At 36.4% G+C, this 19,921-nt stretch carries 23 protein-coding genes; 8 read left to right on the plus strand and 15 right to left on the minus strand.

The window, feature by feature from the left end; translation table 11 throughout:
• Window positions 1-144: 144 nt before the first annotated feature.
• Window positions 145-1,035: a LysR family transcriptional regulator gene (locus JTI58_RS15740; RefSeq protein ID WP_205442192.1), complete on the minus strand. Its 891-nt coding sequence runs from the start codon at window positions 1,033-1,035 to the stop codon at window positions 145-147.
• A gap of 116 nt (window positions 1,036-1,151) precedes the next feature.
• On the opposite strand from JTI58_RS15740, the gene JTI58_RS15745 reads away from it, so the two are divergent.
• The 3 genes from JTI58_RS15745 (at window position 1,152) to JTI58_RS15755 (ending at window position 3,792) form a co-directional block, all read left to right on the plus strand.
• The gene (locus tag JTI58_RS15745) at window positions 1,152-2,336 is read left to right on the plus strand and encodes a YbfB/YjiJ family MFS transporter (protein WP_205442193.1); all 1,185 of its coding nucleotides are present in this window, start codon (window positions 1,152-1,154) and stop codon (window positions 2,334-2,336) included.
• A gap of 185 nt (window positions 2,337-2,521) precedes the next feature.
• Window positions 2,522-3,262, plus strand: coding sequence for a class I SAM-dependent methyltransferase (locus JTI58_RS15750; protein WP_205442194.1), 741 nt, complete (start codon window positions 2,522-2,524; stop codon window positions 3,260-3,262).
• A 14-nt stretch (window positions 3,263-3,276) separates the two neighbouring features.
• On the plus strand, window positions 3,277-3,792 hold the full coding sequence (locus JTI58_RS15755; protein WP_205442195.1) for a DUF6886 family protein: 516 nt from the start codon (window positions 3,277-3,279) through the stop codon (window positions 3,790-3,792).
• Window positions 3,793-4,290: 498 nt separating this feature from the next.
• Here JTI58_RS15755 and JTI58_RS15760 read toward each other — a convergent pair whose 3' ends face one another.
• The 6 genes from JTI58_RS15760 to JTI58_RS15785 form a co-directional block, all read right to left on the minus strand.
• Window positions 4,291-5,091, minus strand: coding sequence for an ABC transporter ATP-binding protein (locus JTI58_RS15760; RefSeq protein WP_205442196.1), 801 nt, complete (start codon window positions 5,089-5,091; stop codon window positions 4,291-4,293).
• A complete protein-coding gene (locus tag JTI58_RS15765) occupies window positions 5,091-6,122 on the minus strand; it encodes a FecCD family ABC transporter permease (protein ID WP_205442198.1) in 1,032 nt (343 codons plus the stop codon). Before JTI58_RS15765 ends, JTI58_RS15760 begins: the two co-directional genes overlap by 1 nt.
• Window positions 6,119-7,153 carry a FecCD family ABC transporter permease gene (locus tag JTI58_RS15770; protein ID WP_205442199.1) on the minus strand — a complete coding sequence of 345 codons (1,035 nt, stop codon included), beginning with the start codon at window positions 7,151-7,153 and terminating at the stop codon, window positions 6,119-6,121. Before JTI58_RS15770 ends, JTI58_RS15765 begins: the two co-directional genes overlap by 4 nt.
• A 1-nt stretch (window position 7,154) precedes the next feature.
• Window positions 7,155-8,216, minus strand: coding sequence for an iron-siderophore ABC transporter substrate-binding protein (locus tag JTI58_RS15775; protein ID WP_205442200.1), 1,062 nt, complete (start codon window positions 8,214-8,216; stop codon window positions 7,155-7,157).
• Between the two features lie 350 nt (window positions 8,217-8,566).
• Window positions 8,567-9,052 carry an NUDIX hydrolase gene (locus JTI58_RS15780; RefSeq protein WP_205442201.1) on the minus strand — a complete coding sequence of 162 codons (486 nt, stop codon included), beginning with the start codon at window positions 9,050-9,052 and terminating at the stop codon, window positions 8,567-8,569.
• A 19-nt stretch (window positions 9,053-9,071) separates the two neighbouring features.
• Window positions 9,072-9,617: a GrpB family protein gene (locus JTI58_RS15785; protein ID WP_205442203.1), complete on the minus strand. Its 546-nt coding sequence runs from the start codon at window positions 9,615-9,617 to the stop codon at window positions 9,072-9,074.
• Between the two features lie 85 nt (window positions 9,618-9,702).
• On the opposite strand from JTI58_RS15785, the gene JTI58_RS15790 reads away from it, so the two are divergent.
• Window positions 9,703-10,149 (plus strand): 2-thiouracil desulfurase family protein, encoded by a 447-nt coding sequence (locus JTI58_RS15790; protein WP_205442204.1) that lies wholly within the window; start codon window positions 9,703-9,705, stop codon window positions 10,147-10,149.
• A 76-nt stretch (window positions 10,150-10,225) separates the two neighbouring features.
• Window positions 10,226-10,990 carry a DUF4184 family protein gene (locus JTI58_RS15795; protein ID WP_205442205.1) on the plus strand — a complete coding sequence of 255 codons (765 nt, stop codon included), beginning with the start codon at window positions 10,226-10,228 and terminating at the stop codon, window positions 10,988-10,990.
• A 19-nt stretch (window positions 10,991-11,009) separates the two neighbouring features.
• On the opposite strand, the gene JTI58_RS15800 is transcribed toward JTI58_RS15795, so the two are convergent.
• The 4 genes from JTI58_RS15800 to JTI58_RS15815 all read right to left on the minus strand — a co-directional run bounded on the left by JTI58_RS15800 (window position 11,010) and on the right by JTI58_RS15815 (window position 14,453).
• On the minus strand, window positions 11,010-11,717 hold the full coding sequence (locus tag JTI58_RS15800) for an ABC transporter permease (protein WP_205442206.1): 708 nt from the start codon (window positions 11,715-11,717) through the stop codon (window positions 11,010-11,012).
• Window positions 11,710-12,582, minus strand: coding sequence for an ABC transporter ATP-binding protein (locus JTI58_RS15805; RefSeq protein WP_205442207.1), 873 nt, complete (start codon window positions 12,580-12,582; stop codon window positions 11,710-11,712). Before JTI58_RS15805 ends, JTI58_RS15800 begins: the two co-directional genes overlap by 8 nt.
• Before the next feature lie 129 nt (window positions 12,583-12,711).
• Window positions 12,712-13,728: an ABC transporter permease gene (locus tag JTI58_RS15810; protein WP_205442208.1), complete on the minus strand. Its 1,017-nt coding sequence runs from the start codon at window positions 13,726-13,728 to the stop codon at window positions 12,712-12,714.
• Window positions 13,725-14,453 (minus strand): ABC transporter ATP-binding protein, encoded by a 729-nt coding sequence (locus JTI58_RS15815; RefSeq protein WP_205442209.1) that lies wholly within the window; start codon window positions 14,451-14,453, stop codon window positions 13,725-13,727. The genes JTI58_RS15810 and JTI58_RS15815 overlap by 4 nt, the downstream gene beginning before the upstream one ends.
• Window positions 14,454-14,569: 116 nt before the next feature.
• Here JTI58_RS15815 and JTI58_RS15820 point away from each other — a divergent pair, with 116 nt between their 5' ends.
• Window positions 14,570-15,166: a TetR/AcrR family transcriptional regulator gene (locus JTI58_RS15820; RefSeq protein WP_205442210.1), complete on the plus strand. Its 597-nt coding sequence runs from the start codon at window positions 14,570-14,572 to the stop codon at window positions 15,164-15,166.
• Between the two features lie 40 nt (window positions 15,167-15,206).
• Here JTI58_RS15820 and JTI58_RS15825 read toward each other — a convergent pair whose 3' ends face one another.
• The 4 genes from JTI58_RS15825 to JTI58_RS15840 form a co-directional block, all read right to left on the minus strand.
• The gene (locus JTI58_RS15825; protein WP_205442213.1) at window positions 15,207-16,004 is read right to left on the minus strand and encodes an ABC transporter permease subunit; all 798 of its coding nucleotides are present in this window, start codon (window positions 16,002-16,004) and stop codon (window positions 15,207-15,209) included.
• Window positions 16,001-16,894, minus strand: a complete 894-nt coding sequence (locus tag JTI58_RS15830) for an ABC transporter ATP-binding protein (RefSeq protein WP_205442214.1) — start codon at window positions 16,892-16,894, stop codon at window positions 16,001-16,003. Before JTI58_RS15830 ends, JTI58_RS15825 begins: the two co-directional genes overlap by 4 nt.
• A gap of 15 nt (window positions 16,895-16,909) precedes the next feature.
• The gene (locus JTI58_RS15835) at window positions 16,910-17,545 is read right to left on the minus strand and encodes a TetR/AcrR family transcriptional regulator (protein WP_243456072.1); all 636 of its coding nucleotides are present in this window, start codon (window positions 17,543-17,545) and stop codon (window positions 16,910-16,912) included.
• 137 nt (window positions 17,546-17,682) lie between these two features.
• Window positions 17,683-18,582, minus strand: a complete 900-nt coding sequence (locus tag JTI58_RS15840) for a hypothetical protein (RefSeq protein ID WP_205442215.1) — start codon at window positions 18,580-18,582, stop codon at window positions 17,683-17,685.
• A gap of 283 nt (window positions 18,583-18,865) precedes the next feature.
• Between JTI58_RS15840 and JTI58_RS24900 the strand changes: the two genes are divergently transcribed.
• Together JTI58_RS24900 and JTI58_RS15850 are read left to right on the plus strand one after the other, a co-directional pair.
• Window positions 18,866-19,231, plus strand: a complete 366-nt coding sequence (locus JTI58_RS24900) for a hypothetical protein (RefSeq protein WP_243456074.1) — start codon at window positions 18,866-18,868, stop codon at window positions 19,229-19,231.
• Window positions 19,232-19,317: 86 nt separating this feature from the next.
• Entirely contained in the window at window positions 19,318-19,791 is a 474-nt protein-coding gene (locus tag JTI58_RS15850) for a GNAT family N-acetyltransferase (protein WP_205442216.1), read from the plus strand.
• Window positions 19,792-19,921 lie beyond the last annotated feature (130 nt).

Here is a 19,921-nt window from a genome sequence, read left to right on the forward strand (position 1 = left end):
CTATACAAACTATTAAGTCTATAAAAAAACGAATATTGGTACTGTGACTAAAGAAAAAAATACACCTTTGCAACTACATTTTTACAGCTTTGACAAGCGTTGATAGATAACAAAAGAAGGCACCTATCTGAGAGTGCCTTCTTTTTACATGATCGATTCATTGATGATGTGAAGAAAATTATTAAAGGATGCGGAGTGATGCAATTCATTTTTTCTTGTACAAAGGTAGATAGGGCGTTGAATATCAATGTCTTTAATAAAAACGCGGGCAACTTGTTGCTGTTGAATAAAGCTAGAGGCTGCTATGGATGGAGCTAGCATCGTACCAAAACCTGCTGCAATGGCATGAATCGATTCATTAATCCCATCTAGTTGTAGCCCTACTTTCGGTGGAGGGATTTTATGCACTTTACATAAAGCATTTAAATATTCTTTTGTGGAACTCCCATCCTCCCTTGTGACAAAGGGCTGCTGCATAAGTTCTGCAAGGGAAATCGTTTGACCAGCTAGACGATGGTTGTACGGTACAATAAACCAATAATCTAAATTCATAAGAAATTGATAATTAATATCAGCATGATGCCCATCTTCTTTGACGATAAAGGCCAAATCAGCTTTATAATGAAGTAAATCCTCAATAACTTGCTGAGAATTAGCGGTTTTTAAATGAATATGTGTCGCTGGATAAACTTGTTTAAAATGAGCTAACCATTTGGGCAATAAAAAATGGGAGGGAACATGTGTTGAGGCAATTTGCAATTCTTCATTGCCCGTATTTTTAAGTTGTTCAATTTTACTTTCAATATCAGTTTCTAAATCAAATAAGCGCTGTGCCTGTTTGTATAAAAAAGCACCATTTTGAGTTAGCGAAATGCCTCTACCTTTGGCTTCTAGCAGAGTCAAGCCCAGCTCTTTTTCTAAATTTCGAATTTGGATGGTTACTGCAGGCTGACTAATCATAAGCGTCTGTGCTGCTTTGGAAACACTATTGAGTTCAGCCACCTTTGTAAATAACCGCAGAGCATGTAAATTCATGTCGTTACACCTTTCATAAATTTTTTTTATGATTTTATATACATTATATATTAGATTTATTAATTTGCGATCTGTATCCTTTTAATTACAGTAGAATATATGAGAGGGGGATCATCATGAATCGACAACACATAGGGATTGTCTTTGGAGGAATTTTATTATTGGTTGTTGCAATGGGGATTAGTCGATTTGCCTTCACACCGATTCTACCCTTTATGCGTCGTGATGTAGGTTTTTCATTAGAAGTGGCTGGATTTTTAGCTTCAAGCAATTATATTGGTTATTTCATTGGTGCATTATGGGCAGGATTCATTTATCGTCAACGTAAGAATGTTTTATTGGCAAGTGTTGTTATCAATGTCCTATCCGTTGTATTAATGGGCTTGATAGAAGTTTATAGTATCTGGCTAGTTCTGCGTTTAATTGCAGGCATTACAGGGGGTATTATTTTTGTTTTAACGTCTAGTATTATTATGGATTACTTGGCGAAACATTCATTATCACGCTGGTCTGGCTATGTATTTAGTGGCATAGGCTTGGGAATTGCTATTTCAGGTTTATGTGTACCTGCTTTAGAAATAAGATTTGCTTGGCAGGGTACATGGTTAGGATTAGGGATTTTATCAGCGATTTTTTTATTTATTACCTATTATTTATGGAGAAGTTTAGCGGTGCAGGACATCACAAAAGTTACGAAAACGCTTGATACAAAAATGACAAAGGGTTTTATGCCATGGCTGATTTTATCCTATGGCTTAGAGGGGTTAGGCTATATTATTACAGGGACTTTTTTAGTCGATATTATTCATAATATCCCTTCGCTTCAAGCTTACTCCTCCTATAGCTGGGTCATTGTGGGGTTAGCGGCTATTCCATCAGCTCCTGTTTGGACAATTTTATTAGAGAGGTTTTCAGCTATAAAAATTTTATTTGTGGCATACATACTTCAAGTGGTAGGCATCCTGTTACCTGTTTTTGCACAAACCGTATGGAGTGTGTTGTTAGCGTCATTTTTATTTGGTCTAACCTTTGTAGGGATTGTCACGCTAACTACTTCCTATGCACGACAGCTTTTCCCGACACAAAGCGGATTCGTTGTATCCTTATTAACAACCTTTTATGCTTTTGGACAAATTATCGGACCGATCGTCGCAGGAAAGCTGGTTGAAGTTTATAGTAGCTATAAAGCAGCACTTGTATTTGCTGGTGTCATTGTGTTTCTTGCATTGCTCGTTATGGTAATTGGTAGATGGCTCACTTTAAAAAAAGAAGCTGTTGCAGAACATACAATTTCTATATAACGCATAAAAGCCAGAAATCCTATTTGGATTTCTGGCTTTATCATTTACTTAAAGAAGCCGTGCCTCTATCTACATGATATTAAAAAATATAATAAAAGTCTATATATTTTTTTCTTTATATGGAAAAATAGACAAGTGCACAAAGGACGTAACGTTACGATTCTACTTTGAAATGAGGACTATATATGAACACAGAACAAGCTATTCAACGCTGGAATCAATATGCGGAAAGGTATACAGCTAACTACGATGAGCAGGGTGACATTCATCGTGTAGTACTGTTAAATCCCACTATCTTTTCTTTGCTGGAAGAGGTAGGCGGAAAGCATGTATTAGATGCAGGATGTGGAGAAGGCTATTTAAGTAGATTACTAGCGAAGAAAGGGGCAAGCGTGACGGCTGTTGATTTTTCTCAAAAAATGCTGGAGATTGCTTTGGAAAGAACACAACAGCAGAATGCTATTCAATTTTTACACGGGAACTGTGAAAATTTATCATTTTTAGCAAATGAACAATTTGATGGTATTGTTTCGAATATGGTTTTCCAAGATTTAGAGGATTATCAGGCTGCGATACGTGAGATGTATCGACTATTAAAACCGAATAGCATTTTTATCTTTTCGATTCTGCATCCGTGTTTTGTGACACCAAATAGTGGATGGATGAGACATGAGCAGCTAGATCAACAGTATTGGAAAGTCCAGCGTTATTTTTATGAGGGTGCCTATCAACAACTAAATGCTGAACCACCCATAATTTTATACCATCGAACATTAACAAGCTATGTGCAGGCCATTATTCAAACTGGCTTTACCATTGAAAATATTGTAGAGCCAAAGCCATCCCAAGACATGCTAGAGAAGTATCCGCAATTTGAGGAAGATTTGCATTGTGCAGATTTTCTAGTATTTAAACTAAGAAAATGAAGGAGAGTGAATCCATGCGTTTATTTCATGTCAGTGAAGATCCTACAATAACGGTTTTTCATCCTCGTTTACCTGAACGACCTGATTTAGATGCCACCAAAGGGCTTGTTTGGGCAATCAACGAAAGATGCTTGCCAAACTATTTAACACCGAGAGATTGTCCTCGTGTTTGTTTTCATGCAGGGATACAAACAACAGAACAGGATAGAAGGCATTATCTAGCGCAAGCCTCTCATGTAGTGGTCATTGAAAACAAATGGTTTGAAATATTGAAGAATACGAGACTTTACCTATATGAGTTTGATAGTAATGGCTTCACATTACAGGATGATAATGCAGGCTATTATACAAGTGAATTAACACAAATACCCATTAATGTCTCTGAAGTCAACGATATAGCTAAAGCATTATGGGATCGGAATGTTGAATTACGTATAGTAAATAGCTTGTGGGAAATCCATGATGAAATCCAGCATACAAGCTTAAATTGGTCGATGTGCAGAATGCGTTTTGCACAGGCTAGAGGATAAAGAACAAGCCTCGTCATGCTACTGTTGCATGGACGAGGCTTGTTTGTCTATTAGAAAAAGATATACAGCTAACTGCGATAAGCAGGGTGATATTCATCGTGTAATACTGTTAAACCCCACCATCATCTCTTTGTTGAAAGGGAGATCGATACGGCTATATCATGTAAGTGAAGATTATATTCAAACAAATTTTCAATCTCGTCTTCCAGTAAGACAAAATTAGATCTTTCTAAAGGGATTATGTGCATCGTTCATAGTGGTGTTCACTACTGCTAGTATGAAAAAGGAAAAGACACTTTTGCACATGGTTGATTGGAGTGGAGCCACCGTCACTCCTAGAGGAATTAGCGTCACAGATGAGAGCATACAGCGAACACTAGTGAGTGAAGCGGCTCATCGGACGCCTTCTGGAAGGGACGCTGGCGGAACGGAAATCAACCCCTCGCTTTGCCAAAAGGTCTTTTTCTGCTAGTGACATGAACAACATTCCCTTTTTAGCTAGACTGCATGATAACGACCAACAGGAACGATTAAAGGTGTTTTTGAAACAGGGTCTTCAATGACCATGCTATCTAAATCGAATGTTTCTTTAATTAACTCGCTTGTCACAATAGTTTTTGGTGAACCTTCTGCAAGTAAATGACCATTTTTTAATGCAAATAAGTAGTCTGCATAACGGGCAGAAAGGTTAATATCATGCAATACCATGACAATGGTTGTACCATATTTTTTATTTAAATCTGTTAGTAAATCTAAAATTTCAACTTGATATGTAATATCTAAAAAAGTTGTCGGCTCATCTAAAAATAAAATATCAGTTTGTTGTGCTAATGCCATAGCAATCCATACACGTTGACGCTGACCACCTGATAGTTCATCAATATTGCGGTCAGCAAATTCTGTAATGTTCATCATTTCAAGTGCTTCTGCAACTGCCTCATAATCTTGTTTGGACCATCCTTTAAACAATGTTTGGTGAGGAAATCGACCTCGTCCGACTAAATCAGCAACTGTAATTCCCTCAGGAACGATAGGGGATTGAGGTAAAAGCCCTAACACACGAGCTAATTGCTTTGGTGGCATTTGATGAATTGATTTGCCATCTAGCATGACGTGACCACCAGTTGGCTTAATGAGACGTGCCATTGTTTTTAATAAAGTAGATTTCCCGCAACCATTTGCACCAATAATAATGCTAATTTTGTTACTTGGAATAGCAATGCTGACATTTTCTAAAATCGTTTTCTGCTCGTAACCAGATGTTATATGCTCAGCTTGAAGCGTATGTGTTGGTTTCATCATATATCTCCCTTTCGATTGATTCGAATTAACAAGTAAATTAAGTAAGGTGCACCAATGATTCCTGTAATAACACCTACTGGATATCTAGCTGTAAATGCGAATTGCCCAATTAAATCAGCAGCCAATACTAAAATAACACCAATTAGACCAGCTGGAAATATATTTGAAAACCCGACACCAACTAACTTTTTGGCAATTGGTCCAGCAAGGAATGCAACAAAGGCAATCGGTCCTGTAGTTGCTGTAGCAAGTGCAATGATTAATACAGAACTAATCATTAAAATGATTCGTGTTTTGTTTGTGTCTACACCTAGAGAGGTGGATGTTTGTTCACCAAGCTCAAGCATTTCTAAATGTTTCCCGTAAAATAAAAGTACAGGTGTAAAAACAATGACAATGATTATTAATGGAAATAGCGTCTCCATTTTTGCACCATTCAAGCTCCCACTTAACCATCTCATGGCGCTTGGAATATCATGTGTGTTGCCAATCAGCATTAAATAAGAGATGAATGCATTGAGCATGGCTTGAATGCCAATCCCGATTAAAATTAATCTGCCAATTGAAAAAGAAGAGCCTCTTGATAAAGCATAAATAATTAGTACAGTAGCTAAACCACCAATAACTGAAGCAATAGATACAACAATATTACTTGCTTGTAGGACAATAATACAAAATACAGCAGCAGCACTTGAACCAGCTGTAATACCGATAACATTTGGATTTGCTAAAGGATTGCGCAACATAGTTTGGAAAATATAACCACCAACACCGAATGCAAAGCCAGCAAATGTACCAGCTAGCATGCGTGGTAATCGAATTGTACCTACTGCGAAAGAAGCACCTTGTACTTGTTGGCCTAAGAGAACACGGACAACATCCTCGACAGGATAAATCGTGTTACCAAGCATTAGCATTGTGCCACAAAGTATGATGGAAATAAGAGTTAGTACAGAAGTTATTATGACAAAACGTCTTTTTCTTTGTTTTCTACCTTCCATTATGGATATCAATGTTTCATTCATCATAACGCACGCATTTTCGCTTTCATCGTAATTAAAATCAAGATAGGGGCACCTATAAAGGCTGTTAAAATACCCACCTCTAACTCACCAGGACTGCCGAGAAGTCGACCACATACATCTGAAAACGTTAAAATAATTGCTCCTGTTAAGGCAGACATAGGCAGGATAAAACGTATATCAGGTCCAATAAGAAGGCGGACAACATGGGTTGCTAATAAACCGATAAAGCCAATCGGTCCTGCTAAAGCTGTAGCAGCCCCACATAAAAGGACACCACCAAGTGCTGCAGACATCCGTAGTGTACCAGTACGAACACCTAAACCAGTTGCCACTTCATCCCCAAGTGCTAAAGCATTTAGTGCTGGGGCAGTGAAGAGGGCAATCAAGATACCAACAACTAAAAATGGAATAAATAGCTGTATAGCATCCCAACTCCCGGCACCTACACTACCAACTTGCCAAAATCGAAATTGATCCATTACATTTGTACGCGGAATCATCACCGCGACAACCAATGAAGATAAAATGGCACTAGTAGCAGCCCCTGCAAGTACAAGCTTTAAAGGTGTAGCGCCACTTGCACCCATAGAACCTATTCCAAATACAAAAATAGCAGTGATAATTGCCCCCGCTATTGCTAACCAGATATATTGATTTGCTGAACTAATGTTTAAAAAAGCAATACCACAAACGACAAAAAGGGATGCCCCTGTGTTTACCCCTAAAATACTTGGATCTGCAATTGGATTACGTGTTACTGCTTGCATGAGTGCCCCAGAAACACCTAATGCCGCACCACACAGTAAACTAAAAATTGTTCGAACGATTCGTTTTCGAATAACAACGGCTTCATGTGACTCGACATCAGGATGGAACAAGCCATCCATCAGTCCAGTCCAGCCAATTGTACGAGAACCGAATAGTAACGAAGCAATTACGCATATCGCAAGAAAAATGATGAGAAAGAGCATAACTTTTCCAAAATGTTTAGGGATAAATAACTGCTTCTGTTCGGTAGCTTGTATCTTATTCATATTACTTAATATTTTTTGCTACGTCTGAGATTAATGATAAATACTCATCAATTGTATAGGCAATTGATAGTGGGCTAGGGGTACCAGCAGCTGCAAGTGGCGTGTTATCACCAATAACAACAACATGCCCATTTTGAATAGCAGGTACTTTCCCTAAAATTGGATCAGCTTGTAAGGCTGGTAAAGTTGTATCATCTCCATAAGCAATAAAGATTTCTACATCAGATAAAGCATCAGCATTTTCAGCGCTTAATTCAAGATAGAAGCTGCTATCATCAGTAATTTGCTTGTTAAGGCTTTCAGGATATTCCATACCTAATTCGTTTAAGAATTCACCACGTGGGTCTGCAGGTGTATAAATATAGAATTTTGATAAGTCCGTTGCAGTGAACATAGCGAATGCAGCTTTTTTACCTTTAATTTCAGGATGTTCACTTACTTTATCTTGGATTAATTTTTCAGTGTCTTTGATTAATTGTTGACCTTCAGCTTCCATACCCATACCTTGCGTGTTTAATGTAACTTGGTCACGCCAAGAAGTTACCCAAGGAATTTCTTTATACGCAACAACAGGTCCGATTTGGCTTAAAGTATCGTACTCTTCTTGCGTAATACCTGAGTATGCAGCAAGAATGACATCCGGGTTAGAGTCTGCAATGGCTTCGAAGTCTAGACCGTCTGTATCTTGATAGATATTCGGATTTTCTTCACCAAGCTCTTTTAATTTTTCAGCAGTCCAAGGAAGCATGCCACTACCATCTTGAACACCATAGTTAGCAGCAGAGAAACCTACTGGAACTACACCAAGTGCTAGTGCTACGTCATGGTTAGACCAAGCAATTGTTGCTACACGCTCAGGCTTTTTTTCAATAACCGTTTCACCAAAAGCATGTTTAATTGTAATTGGATATTGCTGTCCATCAGTAGTTTCTGATGTATTATCTTTTGTTTGTTCTTCTTTTTTAGCAGTGTCTTTATTAGATGAATCAGAGCATGCTGCTAAAGCTAAAACCATAAATGATAAAAGCATTACGACGAACATAGAATTTTTCATTTTTGACATTTTCCCAACCTCACTTTATTTTTAAAAAAACGATAATGATAATCTTTATCACTTAGACAAAAATATTACTAATTTCAATAAAAGTCAACAAAATTTTAAAAAAAATTGCCGTTTTTTAGCTTTATGATCGTAATTCAATATTAAATATGAAGACAGAGCTAGAAAAAAGCGAGAATGCTCCTCAGGTCATGGTTATCAAAACAAATCAAGTTAGGTATTTAGTCATGGAAACTTCCATCCATATTTTCACATATAGCGCCTTGAATTGGTCGAACTGGCAAAGCACAGCCAAGACACTAAAAAACAAGCCTCGTCTATGCAATCACAGCATGACGAGGCTTGTTTGTCTACTAGACAGTAGATGTTTGTTCAATTGGTGTAGAAGAGACATGAACTAATTTCTTGTCTTGATATGTAAAGATAAATTCATAGTTAGTTGTTTCATTGAGCATTGTAGGTAAATAATATTTTAAATCCGCAATACCTACATTTTCAGGGTGAAAAATCCAATCTAGCTTCTTCCAATCAAGAATGCCTTCTGCTACCTTTATGGGAGTAACATATGTAAAAGATTCAGGTAGTTCTGCTATAAAGGCATACATACAACCATAGTTCACAACGCCATCTGTCCAGGTAATTTTACCTTTATAGGTGATATCCTCAACCGTAATACCTGTTTCTTCTTTGATTTCTCGAAGTGCACAAGCTAATGGCGTTTCACTCTGTTCAATTTTACCACCTACACCATTCCACGCGCCCATCCATTGTGGCTTATCTCTATTTAGTAAAAGGATATAATCACCCTTCTTCAGAAAACAAATTGTAAATTCAGCCAAGTTTGTTCCTCCTTTTTCTTTAGCCATCTGAATTGGCAGGAGACCAGCCAGTCTGCTGACTCCAATGATTTGCTTGTTTTAAAATTTCCCATATGATCGCTTCTTTAGAATCCGTATAAAGTTGACGATTATGTGTGTATTTCTTAGCTAATTCATACTTTATCTGCTCATAGCGCCGACAGTGTTCTGGATCACTGCGCAAAAAATCTCGAAATAATAAGGCTAACTGCTCTGCCCAACTCCCAGCCTGTCGAACATGAATATGTACTCGTTTATCTCCTGGAGCCTCTCGAAAATAGCGTTTAGACTTATCTGGATTTTCCGCTCGATAAATAAAACCGAGAGATTCTAATGGAACTTTAAATGCTGTCAATGGTGTAAACGATGCGACGGATATTTGTATATCAATCACTGGTTTCGCTGCTAACCCTGTTACAGCGGTTGAGCCAATATGATCAATTCTCAGCGCTATGTCTCCTAAGGCCTCACGCAATTGACAGCCTATGCTATGAAATTCCTTAGCCCATTCATCTGTATAAGGCAAAATCAAAATAGGATCGGACATTTTTTCACCCTCCCTTGGTCTTCATAAAAATATTGTATCACGCATGTTATAGTGGAATAAAGATAGGAGAAGGAGTGAGAAAGCGATGATTCTAATAAGTGCTTGCTTAGCAGGTTTCAATGTTCGTTATAATGGCACCAACAGCCTAGATGAAAAAATACAAAAGCTTGTGTTAGAAAATAAAGCTGTCACGGTTTGCCCAGAGCTGATGGGAGGTTTTTCGACGCCCCGTGAGCCCGCTGAAATTGTAGGAGGCGATGGACAGGATGTACTTGATGGCAACGCAACAGTGGTTGAAAGTTCTGGACGAGATGTCACGGAGCTATATCTAAAGGGGGCATATGTAACTTTACAAAAAGCGCTTGAGGTGGGAGCGACTCAGGTCGTCTTAAAGGAAAATAGTCCATCCTGTGGTAGTGCAGAGATTTATAATGGTGAGTTTAACGGTACAATAATAGTTGGAGAAGGGGTAACAACGGCATTGCTGCGAAGACATGGAATTGAGGTTTTATCAGAAGAACAATTTCTATGAGGGAATGCGATTTTTTTTATAGTGAGGAGTATCTTTTCACCATAAGAAACGTCTGAACAGATGGGAGGTGGGTGATATGCCATTAACCTTTGCACATCCAGCAGCAATATTACCTTTTTCAAGACAAAGCAAATACATCCATTTTTCAGCACTTGTCCTAGGAAGTATGGCACCTGATTTTGAGTATTTTTTTAGAGGCAGACCAATAGGAGCAATCGGTCATAGTGTGACAGGTTTTTTCATTTTGAATCTACCTCTTATTATCTTGATCTATACACTATACCGTGCGTTTATTCATCAACATCTAGTTAATCATTTACCTTTATTTTTACAGGATACAACTATCCAAAAAACTTCCAAGAGTAAATTATTCAATGTCATCGTATTTGGCTATTCAGCGCTATTTGGTATGCTAACACATGTTATCTGGGATTCCTTTACACATAGAAATGGCTATATGGTATCGCAATTAGCTATTTTATCTGAAATAATGCCACTATTCAGCTTGCAGATTCCTGTTTATAAATACTTACAGCATGGCAGTACATTCATTGGTCTTATGCTGATAATCAGCTATGTCTATTTCAGAACAAACAATCAGCCGAAGGAAACTTTGCAAACGATTCATACAACACAAAAATTTTGTTTTTGGATGCAGATACTAGGTTTAGCGTTTTTGTATTTTTGTTTTTGGTACATTATGAATGAGATTTCACTAAGCAGTTATGGTGCATGGGTAATCCGTATCATCGATTCATTTTTCTGTAGCTTACTAACGATTTGTTTATTTAAAACATATCGTCAAAAACTAACAACATCCAGAATAAAAGGACTCCCTTAATTGGGAGTCCTTTTAATCATTAATTCTTTTTTAGTTTGGACAAAAAGAAAAATAAATAGATAATGAAAATAGCATAAACTAGTATCCAGATAAATTGCCAATAGAACTTACTAGGTATGGACTTTATTTGATCTCCAATAGTCATCATTTCTAAAGAAAGATAAAGTGGGGGTAGAAACCAAATAATGCCTTTTATATGCAGGATCGAGTCTTTTAACGTTGCTATTACTACAGCAAACAATAATACGCTGATAACACCCCACCAAGTATTTTGTTTACTTTTTACAAGCTCTCTTGTAAACATAGCAGAGAGTGCCATCCCTAAAAACGCTAAACTAAAATGAGCGAGAAATCCAAGTGATAGGTGTAGAAAACTTGGTTCTTCAGCAAAAGCGTGAATGACGGTAGGATAGATCACAGAAATCATACTTAAGCATAAAGCAATCAATATGCAGATTATAAATAAGCTAATATTATAACGTGTTGAACCATTCGCATGTAATATTGTAATCACTTTTTGCCCCTCATCTTCTGAATGAAACAGTGTGATGGTGAACCATCCCATTAAGAAAAAGATAACAATTGAGGTAAATGAAAAGCTATCTAATATAGGATTTGGGACAAATGTATAGTTGACAACAAGACATAAAATAAAAATTGAAAAAGGTGGAACATACTGATAGGTTCTAGCATAATTGCTTAACTGATATCGCATTAAACTAATCATTTTGTATGAATTTCTCCTTGACATTGATTGGCACTATTTGTTTAATAGTAACATTTTTATAGAGCAGCTGTTGTAAGAGATGGTTAGTTTGCTGTGCTTGAATATGAGTAATAACTTCATAAGAACCATTGGCTAGTTGTAATTGGTTTTGAATTTCGATTAAAGGAGAGATATCTTGTAAGTATGCAAGATTAGAAATCTCAAAAATCAATTGATTACAGGTTGCATGATGCACTGATAAATTAGCTTCTTTTACTTCTTTATTTTCAATCATTAAAGTTGTATCAACAACATGATCCAGTAGTTTTGTTTCATGACAGGTTAAGAGTATCGTCATACCTTGTTGTTTGAGGCTCAGAAGTGTCTGTTCCAATTCACTTTGTGTTTTAAGATCTAGTCCCGACAGAGGTTCATCTAAAATCAATAAATCTGTTTCATTAAGCATGGCCTGCGTAATCATCATTTTTTGCCTCATTCCTTTAGAAAAATGAGCTATTCTAGTATCTTGTGCATCTTCTAAGTGAAATAGTTCGAGTAAATAATTTATTCTCGATAATAGTTCTTGTTTACCCATTCCGCAGATTTGCCCCATATGCTCAAGGTATTCTCTAGGGGTAAATAAAATATGAGAAGGAGAAACTTCTGGTACATAGCCAATTTTTAAAGGGTGTTTGGAAGGAATAAGAGAACCAGAGTCGGGCGTGATTAGCCCCGCAATTATTTTTAATAGGGTGCTTTTGCCAGAGCCGTTTTTCCCTAAAATAGCAGTAATTTGATTGTAATGGATGGAAAAAGAGACACTTTCTAAAATGGTAGTGCCTCTGTATTGCTTGGTGATGTTTTGTACATCGAGTAACATATTCATAAATCTGCACCTACTTTTGTTAAATTCACTAAGCTTATTGTAAGAGAATAGTAGGTTATATGGCAAAAGAAACCATTATAAAAAACAGTAAGAATCTGTTTAATGATTAACAGATTCTTACTGTTTACTTTACAACGAACGATATTTTTTTAAACTGATAATATTTAACGTAATGAAAACAATGGCGAAACAAGCAAGAATGCTGAGATTCATTACAATATCAGGAAATGAATAACCTTTATACATAACGCCATTCAATGCGTCAGCAGCATAGTAAAGAGGCATGATGCGTCCAATGTTTTGAAGCCATTCCGCCATACTATCGAGCGGAAAAATACCCGAAAAGAATACTTGAGGAACAATAACAAGTGGAATAAACTGCATCATTTGAAATTCTGAAGCAGCAAAGCTAGATAGCAATGCACCTAAGGATAACGATACAAGGGCAACCACCATATTAATGAGTAGGACAAGCCAGATGGAGCCTACATGGACAATATCTAGCACATAAATACCAAACAGGACGATAATAATCGTTTGTAGGAAGGCAAATAAACCATAACCGACCATATAGCCTGCTACAATTTCTGAGCGTTTAATAGGTGTCGCCAGTAAACGCTCCAATGTTCCTGAAGTACGCTCCTTTAATAGGGCAATGCCAGTAATTAAAAAGACAAAGAAGAACACGAAGAAACCAATGAGCATAGGACTAAATATATCAAAAATAGCCGTATCCTTATCACCATAAATATAGTCCGTCTCCATACTGCCTATAGAGGTTTGAGTAGGCTGTAAAACTTGTGCCAGTTGCATCGTTAATGCCTTTGCCAGAGAAGGGTCATCATTTAATAAAGTTAACTTACTATCATTTTGCTCTATTGCTAGCCAACCATCATACTCTTTATCCTGTAGCTGTTTCTTTGAAAAAGCATTGTCCTCGATAATAGTAAAATCAGTCTCTTTCAATTTGTCGATCAATGGGGCGGGCGCATTAGAGACCACAAGTGTGACAGAAGCCTCGTTACTATTGAAAATAAAATACATTAAGGACAAGACAAGAAGCGGGGCTAAAAATAATAAAGCAAGTGTCCGCTTATCTCGTTTCATTTGTTGGATGATTCTTGTGACGATAGCACCTATTCTCATTGAACGTCACCTCCAGCTTTTAAAAACACCTCATCAAAATCTTTTGCTTGATAATGATCTTTTAACTCTTGTGGTGTACCTTGTGCAATAATATGCCCACTTCTCAGCATGGCCAATTGATCACATCTTTCTGCTTCATCCATCGCATGCGTCGTCACTAATATCGTTTTTTGTTCTTGATCTTTTAAACGAATAAGTTCTTGCCAAATTTCCTTTTTTAAGACAGGATCAATTCCCACTGTCGGTTCATCCAAGATTAATAGTTTAGGATTCTGAATAAGGGCAATAGCAAGGGATAATCGACGTTTCATTCCTCCTGAATAATTTACCACTTTAAGTCGTAAGTCATCTGTTAAACGAACAAGGCTAGCAGCATAGGCAACTCTTTCTATTCGTTCCGCCTTCGATAATGAATAAAGCTTAGCGAAAAAATGTAGATTTTCTTCACCAGTTAAATCTGTATAAAGTGCATCTGATTGTGCCATATAGCCGATATCATTCAATAATTGCTGATGTGGAACATCCAAATCTAACACTTGAATAGTGCCATGATCAGGCTTTAGCATCCCCATAATCATTTTGATTAGCGTTGTTTTACCACAGCCTGACGGACCAAGTAAGCCCATTAGCTGTCCCTTAGGAATATCCAAAGAAAGGGGGGCAATAACTTGCTTTTGTTGAAATCGTTTTTCAAGAGATTTAATAGAGATTGCCTGGTTGCCCATATGGACCTCACTCCTTCACTGAACACAATGTTGATTTGATAAAAATTTTACGGTAGCATGTGAGCAAATACAATCAACAGTTTGCCAGCAAGTGTTAAGTAAATGGAGGAAAATATGTGTCTGTACATGAAAAGATGAATTTTGAAACGAAGCAAGCCATTAAAAGGGTTTTTATCCAGCAAGTAGAGGAGGTAGGCTTTGAGCGTGTGACAGTAAAGAATTTAGCGTTAGCAGCTGAAATCAATCGTGGCACGTTTTACTTACATTATACGGATAAATATGATGTGATGGAGGATTTGCAGCAGGAGCTATTACTGGAGTTAGAGCGCTATGTTAAACATGTTCAGCCTGTGGATGCTTTTCAAACAGTAAAAATGGGGCAACTCTATCAGCCGTTTATCAAGGTGATAGCGTGTATAAAGGAGCACGCACCAGCCTTTCGTATGTTATTAGGAGAGCAGGGGAGTCCTGGCTTTACGCAAAAGATGAAAACGATCTTCGGAAGTCATATTTTGGACAGACTATCACTTATCCGCAAGGAAGCACAAGATCCAGAGTTTCAGCAATACTTACAAGCCTTTATAGCATCAGCCATTTTAGGGGTGATTCAGGAGTGGTTAGACAAGGGGAACGAGAACTTAACAGTAGAAGAAATGGTTGCTCTACATTTTCGATTATTAAGCTTTTTAGGAAATGTAGTAGCTACTATTTAATGGGAAACCGCTACAGCACTTGCTCTGTAGCGGTTAGGAATTATAGATGTAAATCTCGTTTTACAAAAAAACGAATCGCTAAACTATAGCAAAGCAAGCCAATGAGTAAAAGCGTACCTAGCATCCACCAGCAGGAGCTATTTTGGTGAATTAGTTTAACGGAATCGAACAATGAATAGATTGTGAAGTATTGTAATTTTTCTAATGAACCACCCATATTGCTGAGTGCCTCAATAAGGTAAAAAACAATGGGAATGCCTGCACTATAGGCATAAGATGTTCTTAAATCTTTAGTGCTACAGGAAATAAGAAAGCAGAATCCACTAATGGCAAAGTGCAACAAAAATAGCCCGAAATTTAGTAGTAATAAGGCTGTTATATTCAACTCATTAGGGAATAATATTTCTGCAAAGACGATCATGACCAGTGTGGTAATAGCAAGGAGAGTAAAAAGACTAATGATCAAAAATAGTGCTTGTGTAAAGACAATTTTAAAACGTGTATTCGGTGTTGCAAGTAAGTATGCCATTGAACCATTGTCAATATAGCCCATGATGAGCTTATTGGCTAACATGATCGAAAATACCATAGGAAGAATCATGAATAAAAATCCATATAAATAGGTAGAGAGGAATTCTATTAAGGTATCGCCGATGCTGGTCATACCAAAGGCCGCCATCATTTCAGGCATTGTGTCCGTTAATTTTTTTAGCGTGTCCGTCATTTCCGGATTATACATGTAAATCACACTGACAATATATAGCATTAGTACACCTATAATAATGGTGAATAGTTTAAGAGAGGCAAAAAACTCATGCTTGAATAAGGTAAGATTCATGATTGAGTACCTCCACTTTCGTAATAATGCATAAATATATCTTCTAGTGATTGTGAAATAACATCTAGGTCTATAATGTTGTAGTTGGATATAGCACGAAGAAATGCTTGAAGATCTCCTGTTACAGTAATCATAACTTTTGTAGAGGAGATTCGTTCAAGTGCGTATTCCTCATCAAGGAAGCGAGTAAGCTCTTGCTCATCTTGAAACGCAAGCATGTATTTTTTGGATTTACGTTTCTTTAAGTCTGCAATGGTTTCAGTCGCCACGATTTTACCTGCATTAATAATCGCTACACGATCACAAGTTTTCTCTACCTCTTCAATCATATGGGAGGACATGAAAATGGTCGTTCCTTTGTCCTTTTCAGCTAAAATGAAGTCAATAAATTTTGTTTGCATGAGCGGGTCTAAACCACTAGTAGGTTCATCTAAAATGACAATTTCGGGATGATGCATGAAGGCACAAACTAAGCCAACCTTCTGCTTCATACCTTTCGACATTTTCTTTATGAGCCCAGAAGCATCTAATTCAAAGTAGTGCATTAATTCCTCGGCATGCGTGTAATCGTTCATACCTCTTAACTTAGCAATAAAGTGAATAAATTGTTTACCCGTCATTTTATCTATAAACGCAATTTCTCCAGGTAAATAGCCAACAAATTGCTGAATGATTGCAGATGCTTCTCGACAATTTAGACCGTTAATGAAACAAGAGCCCTCAGTTGGCTGTAAAAAACCCATTAAATGGCGAATGGTTGTGGATTTTCCCGCCCCATTTGGTCCTAAAAAACCGAACACTTCACCCTTTGAAATCTGTAGATGAACATTTTGTATACTATAAAAATCGCCAAACTTTTTTGTTAAATGGTTTACTTCAATCATGGACATGCCAATCACCCCATTTTATTGATACAATAATGTCTTCAAAAATAGAAAATATTCACTTGCCTCTACCATGCATTGCTCGATTAATTCGTTAAAGAGCTCTTGATTATCTGCATGCGCTTTTAACCTTTCCTCATAACGATGACTAATGCCATCTGTCACCCATTGAATTGTATCGATTGCTTTTTTGATATCCAAGTTTTCGTGGAATAAACCAGTATCAATTCCTTCAAATACCATCGCATAGGAGCTTTTTTGAATAGTGGCATTATAATGATTTAATTCATCTCGGACCTCAAAGCTTGTTTCAGCATAGGTTTTTTTCAAAAAATCAAACAGAGCATGATATTGCTTCATGAGATCAATTTTAACTTTCATGATCTGTTCATAACGCTTAAAAATATCAGGCTCTGTTAAATCAAGTTGACGATTAAGCGCTTCGGAGAATGTATTGGTTGTATATTCATATAAAAATAGATATAAATTTTTTTTACTACCAAAATAGTGAAATAAAATGCCTTTTGAAATATTGGCATTGCTCACAATTTTGTTTGTTGAAGCGGTAGCATAGTGATTGATTGAAAACTCCTTTAAGGCAGCATTAATGATTGCTTGACGTTTATCTTCTGCTAAATTCATAAAAGCTTGGTACAATTTTTTACTCCTTTCCGTCATATTTTATGCCATTATATTGAAATTGACTACTGTGGTCAATGTCATTTGGAAAAATAAAAAAGAACATGACTGTGACCATTTCTAATAGTCTCACTCATGTTCTCTATTGTTCCAGTTTACTTATCATAATAATCGTTCAATGCAATTTCTAAACGTTCTTCTAAATGCTTTGAAATATAGCTTAGAACAAATTGCTCTTTGTCCATTTCAATTTGAGTGGACTTGAAAAATTTGGTGAAAAAACCGACTTTATTATTTTGAGAAAATTGCTGTAATGCTTCTGTACGTAAAGTAGAAACAATTTCATTTTCTATATGACGCTCTCTAATCTTTTGGACAATGTCCTTTACGCTATTTTCTTGTAGCTCGGAAATTTGCTTTTGGAGATGTTCATTTTCTTGTTTTAGCTCCGATGTTTCCCTTTGAATTTCCTCTACTTGAAGGGCAGATTCAGAAGAAAATCGTTCGATGTTTTGAGCAAGAAAATCCTGATTAATGTTTACTTGTAAAGTTCCTTGCTCTTCATTGGGTAGAATCTGAAATAGGCCTGTTTGAATCATCTGCTGTAGGACGTTTCCGAGCAAATCAATTTTATGTGATAAATCCTCAGAATCCATGGTCGTTGCGGTAATTTGGTGTTTCAGCAACTGACCGTTATCATCAATACCTAACAATAATTTAATCCCCCTCACACGATACTCATCCTTCAATAATAAAATCATTCGCAATCTTAATATAGCAGGTAGGTTTAAACGAATATTGCTATTTGTATTGGATGAAGCATTGTCAAAAATGTACTGTTCAAACGGTTTTAAATAGTAGCGAAGCATGGCGTCTGTAATATCAAACCAGCCCGCGACTTCTGCGATTGTATAGTGTTTCGATTCATCAATCTCTGCTAAATACCCATCATTATAGAGGTTTTCCTCTAAAGGCGTATGTTGTAGTGCAACAAACAATGGGTCATCTTGCACAATTTCAAGTACCATTTCTTTTGCATCATTTACTTTAAGCATCCTTTCACACCCCACTTTATTTTTCCCGTGACTAAATGTTCTCTATATAGGTTTCTATTCGATTGGCAGCAATTGTATGCCTATTTTATGTAGGAAATAGTCATTAGAACGAAGTACCTTTTAACCTTTTATGAATCTTAAGGGAAATGGTACTGATGTTCAGCACAAAGTTGATACAGAAGGATTACCGTTGTATACATTTATTTTATATAGATAAAAGGGGATTATTGGTGTAAAATTACACTAAATTAATCATTTTATATTTCAAGGAGGTATAGTTGAAATGAAAAGACTTATTCAAATTATTTTGCTGTTATTTCCATTTTCGTTCTTATTTCATTTTTACGAGTATAATAGCCATCTTTCTAACCAAGAGGCTAGTTTCTTATTTCCGTTATTTCTTCTTTTCATCATTGTAGTAGGTGTGGTATCCAGAAATCGTCATTTAATTTTGTTCTTTGCCATGAATTTTTTAATGACAGCTATTTCTTTGATATTTGGCCATTTTTTTATAGATGATGATGGAAGTTGGTTTAAGCCTTTTGGAAGAGATGTAGCCATTATCTTTGTTTCATTTTTTTATGTTTTAGGACAGTTAATTATAAGAGGAATTAGTAAGGGAATCATGAGAAACAAAGAAAAAGATTAAAATTACAACATGTCATATAAGAAAGAATCATACCTTTATACTGCTGTTATAATATAAAAAAAGGGTTATTTTGGGAGGTGTGAAATATGATTATTACTATTTGTACAGCTAAGAATGAAGATTATATTGCGATCAATGATCTTGTGCGAGAAGGACACGAAGATCATGTTATGAAAGAACCGACTGTTTTTAAAAATGTTGAATCTGTTATGCCCAATATGTATTTTAAAGAATTACTTGAAGATCAAAATAGTGAGATTTTTATAGCCAAGCATAGTGATTTAATTATAGGTTTTGCTGTAGTTTGCATTGAATGTGCACCTCCATTTCATTCTTTAATAGAGCGTAAATATGCATATATTCATGATTTTGGTGTAAAAAAGGAAATACAAAAACAAGGTGTTGGAAAACGATTATTTGATCGTTGTAAAGAATGGGCAATAGCAAAGGGAGCTATATCTATAGAATTAAATGTTTGGGAATTCAATACCAATGCAATTGAGTTTTATGAGCATTTAGGGATGGAGAGTATAAGCAGAAAAATGAAGATGAATATATAAATTAATCAATCAAGTCACTCATGTATGAAATGAGCGACTTTTTTGTTTACACCTATGAGAATACTGTTTGCCTACTAAGTAAATAATGTAAATTATTAAGAAAAAGTTAAGAATTCTCCTTGCAAATCTT

The organism is Lysinibacillus fusiformis, from assembly GCF_016925635.1.
GTDB lineage: Bacteria > Bacillota > Bacilli > Bacillales_A > Planococcaceae > Lysinibacillus > Lysinibacillus fusiformis_F.

Coding starts and splice junctions, on each gene's coding strand:
- JTI58_RS15740 (WP_205442192.1), bottom strand. CDS start 1,035: ATGAATTTACATGCTCTGCGGTTATTTACAAAGGTGGCTGAACTCAAT.
- JTI58_RS15745 (WP_205442193.1), top strand. CDS start 1,152: ATGAATCGACAACACATAGGGATTGTCTTTGGAGGAATTTTATTATTG.
- JTI58_RS15750 (WP_205442194.1), top strand. CDS start 2,522: ATGAACACAGAACAAGCTATTCAACGCTGGAATCAATATGCGGAAAGG.
- JTI58_RS15755 (WP_205442195.1), top strand. CDS start 3,277: ATGCGTTTATTTCATGTCAGTGAAGATCCTACAATAACGGTTTTTCAT.
- JTI58_RS15760 (WP_205442196.1), bottom strand. CDS start 5,091: ATGAAACCAACACATACGCTTCAAGCTGAGCATATAACATCTGGTTAC.
- JTI58_RS15765 (WP_205442198.1), bottom strand. CDS start 6,122: ATGATGAATGAAACATTGATATCCATAATGGAAGGTAGAAAACAAAGA.
- JTI58_RS15770 (WP_205442199.1), bottom strand. CDS start 7,153: ATGAATAAGATACAAGCTACCGAACAGAAGCAGTTATTTATCCCTAAA.
- JTI58_RS15775 (WP_205442200.1), bottom strand. CDS start 8,216: ATGTCAAAAATGAAAAATTCTATGTTCGTCGTAATGCTTTTATCATTT.
- JTI58_RS15785 (WP_205442203.1), bottom strand. CDS start 9,617: ATGTCCGATCCTATTTTGATTTTGCCTTATACAGATGAATGGGCTAAG.
- JTI58_RS15790 (WP_205442204.1), top strand. CDS start 9,703: ATGATTCTAATAAGTGCTTGCTTAGCAGGTTTCAATGTTCGTTATAAT.
- JTI58_RS15795 (WP_205442205.1), top strand. CDS start 10,226: ATGCCATTAACCTTTGCACATCCAGCAGCAATATTACCTTTTTCAAGA.
- JTI58_RS15800 (WP_205442206.1), bottom strand. CDS start 11,717: ATGATTAGTTTAATGCGATATCAGTTAAGCAATTATGCTAGAACCTAT.
- JTI58_RS15805 (WP_205442207.1), bottom strand. CDS start 12,582: ATGAATATGTTACTCGATGTACAAAACATCACCAAGCAATACAGAGGC.
- JTI58_RS15810 (WP_205442208.1), bottom strand. CDS start 13,728: ATGAGAATAGGTGCTATCGTCACAAGAATCATCCAACAAATGAAACGA.
- JTI58_RS15815 (WP_205442209.1), bottom strand. CDS start 14,453: ATGGGCAACCAGGCAATCTCTATTAAATCTCTTGAAAAACGATTTCAA.
- JTI58_RS15825 (WP_205442213.1), bottom strand. CDS start 16,004: ATGAATCTTACCTTATTCAAGCATGAGTTTTTTGCCTCTCTTAAACTA.
- JTI58_RS15830 (WP_205442214.1), bottom strand. CDS start 16,894: ATGTCCATGATTGAAGTAAACCATTTAACAAAAAAGTTTGGCGATTTT.
- JTI58_RS15840 (WP_205442215.1), bottom strand. CDS start 18,582: ATGCTTAAAGTAAATGATGCAAAAGAAATGGTACTTGAAATTGTGCAA.
- JTI58_RS24900 (WP_243456074.1), top strand. CDS start 18,866: ATGAAAAGACTTATTCAAATTATTTTGCTGTTATTTCCATTTTCGTTC.
- JTI58_RS15850 (WP_205442216.1), top strand. CDS start 19,318: ATGATTATTACTATTTGTACAGCTAAGAATGAAGATTATATTGCGATC.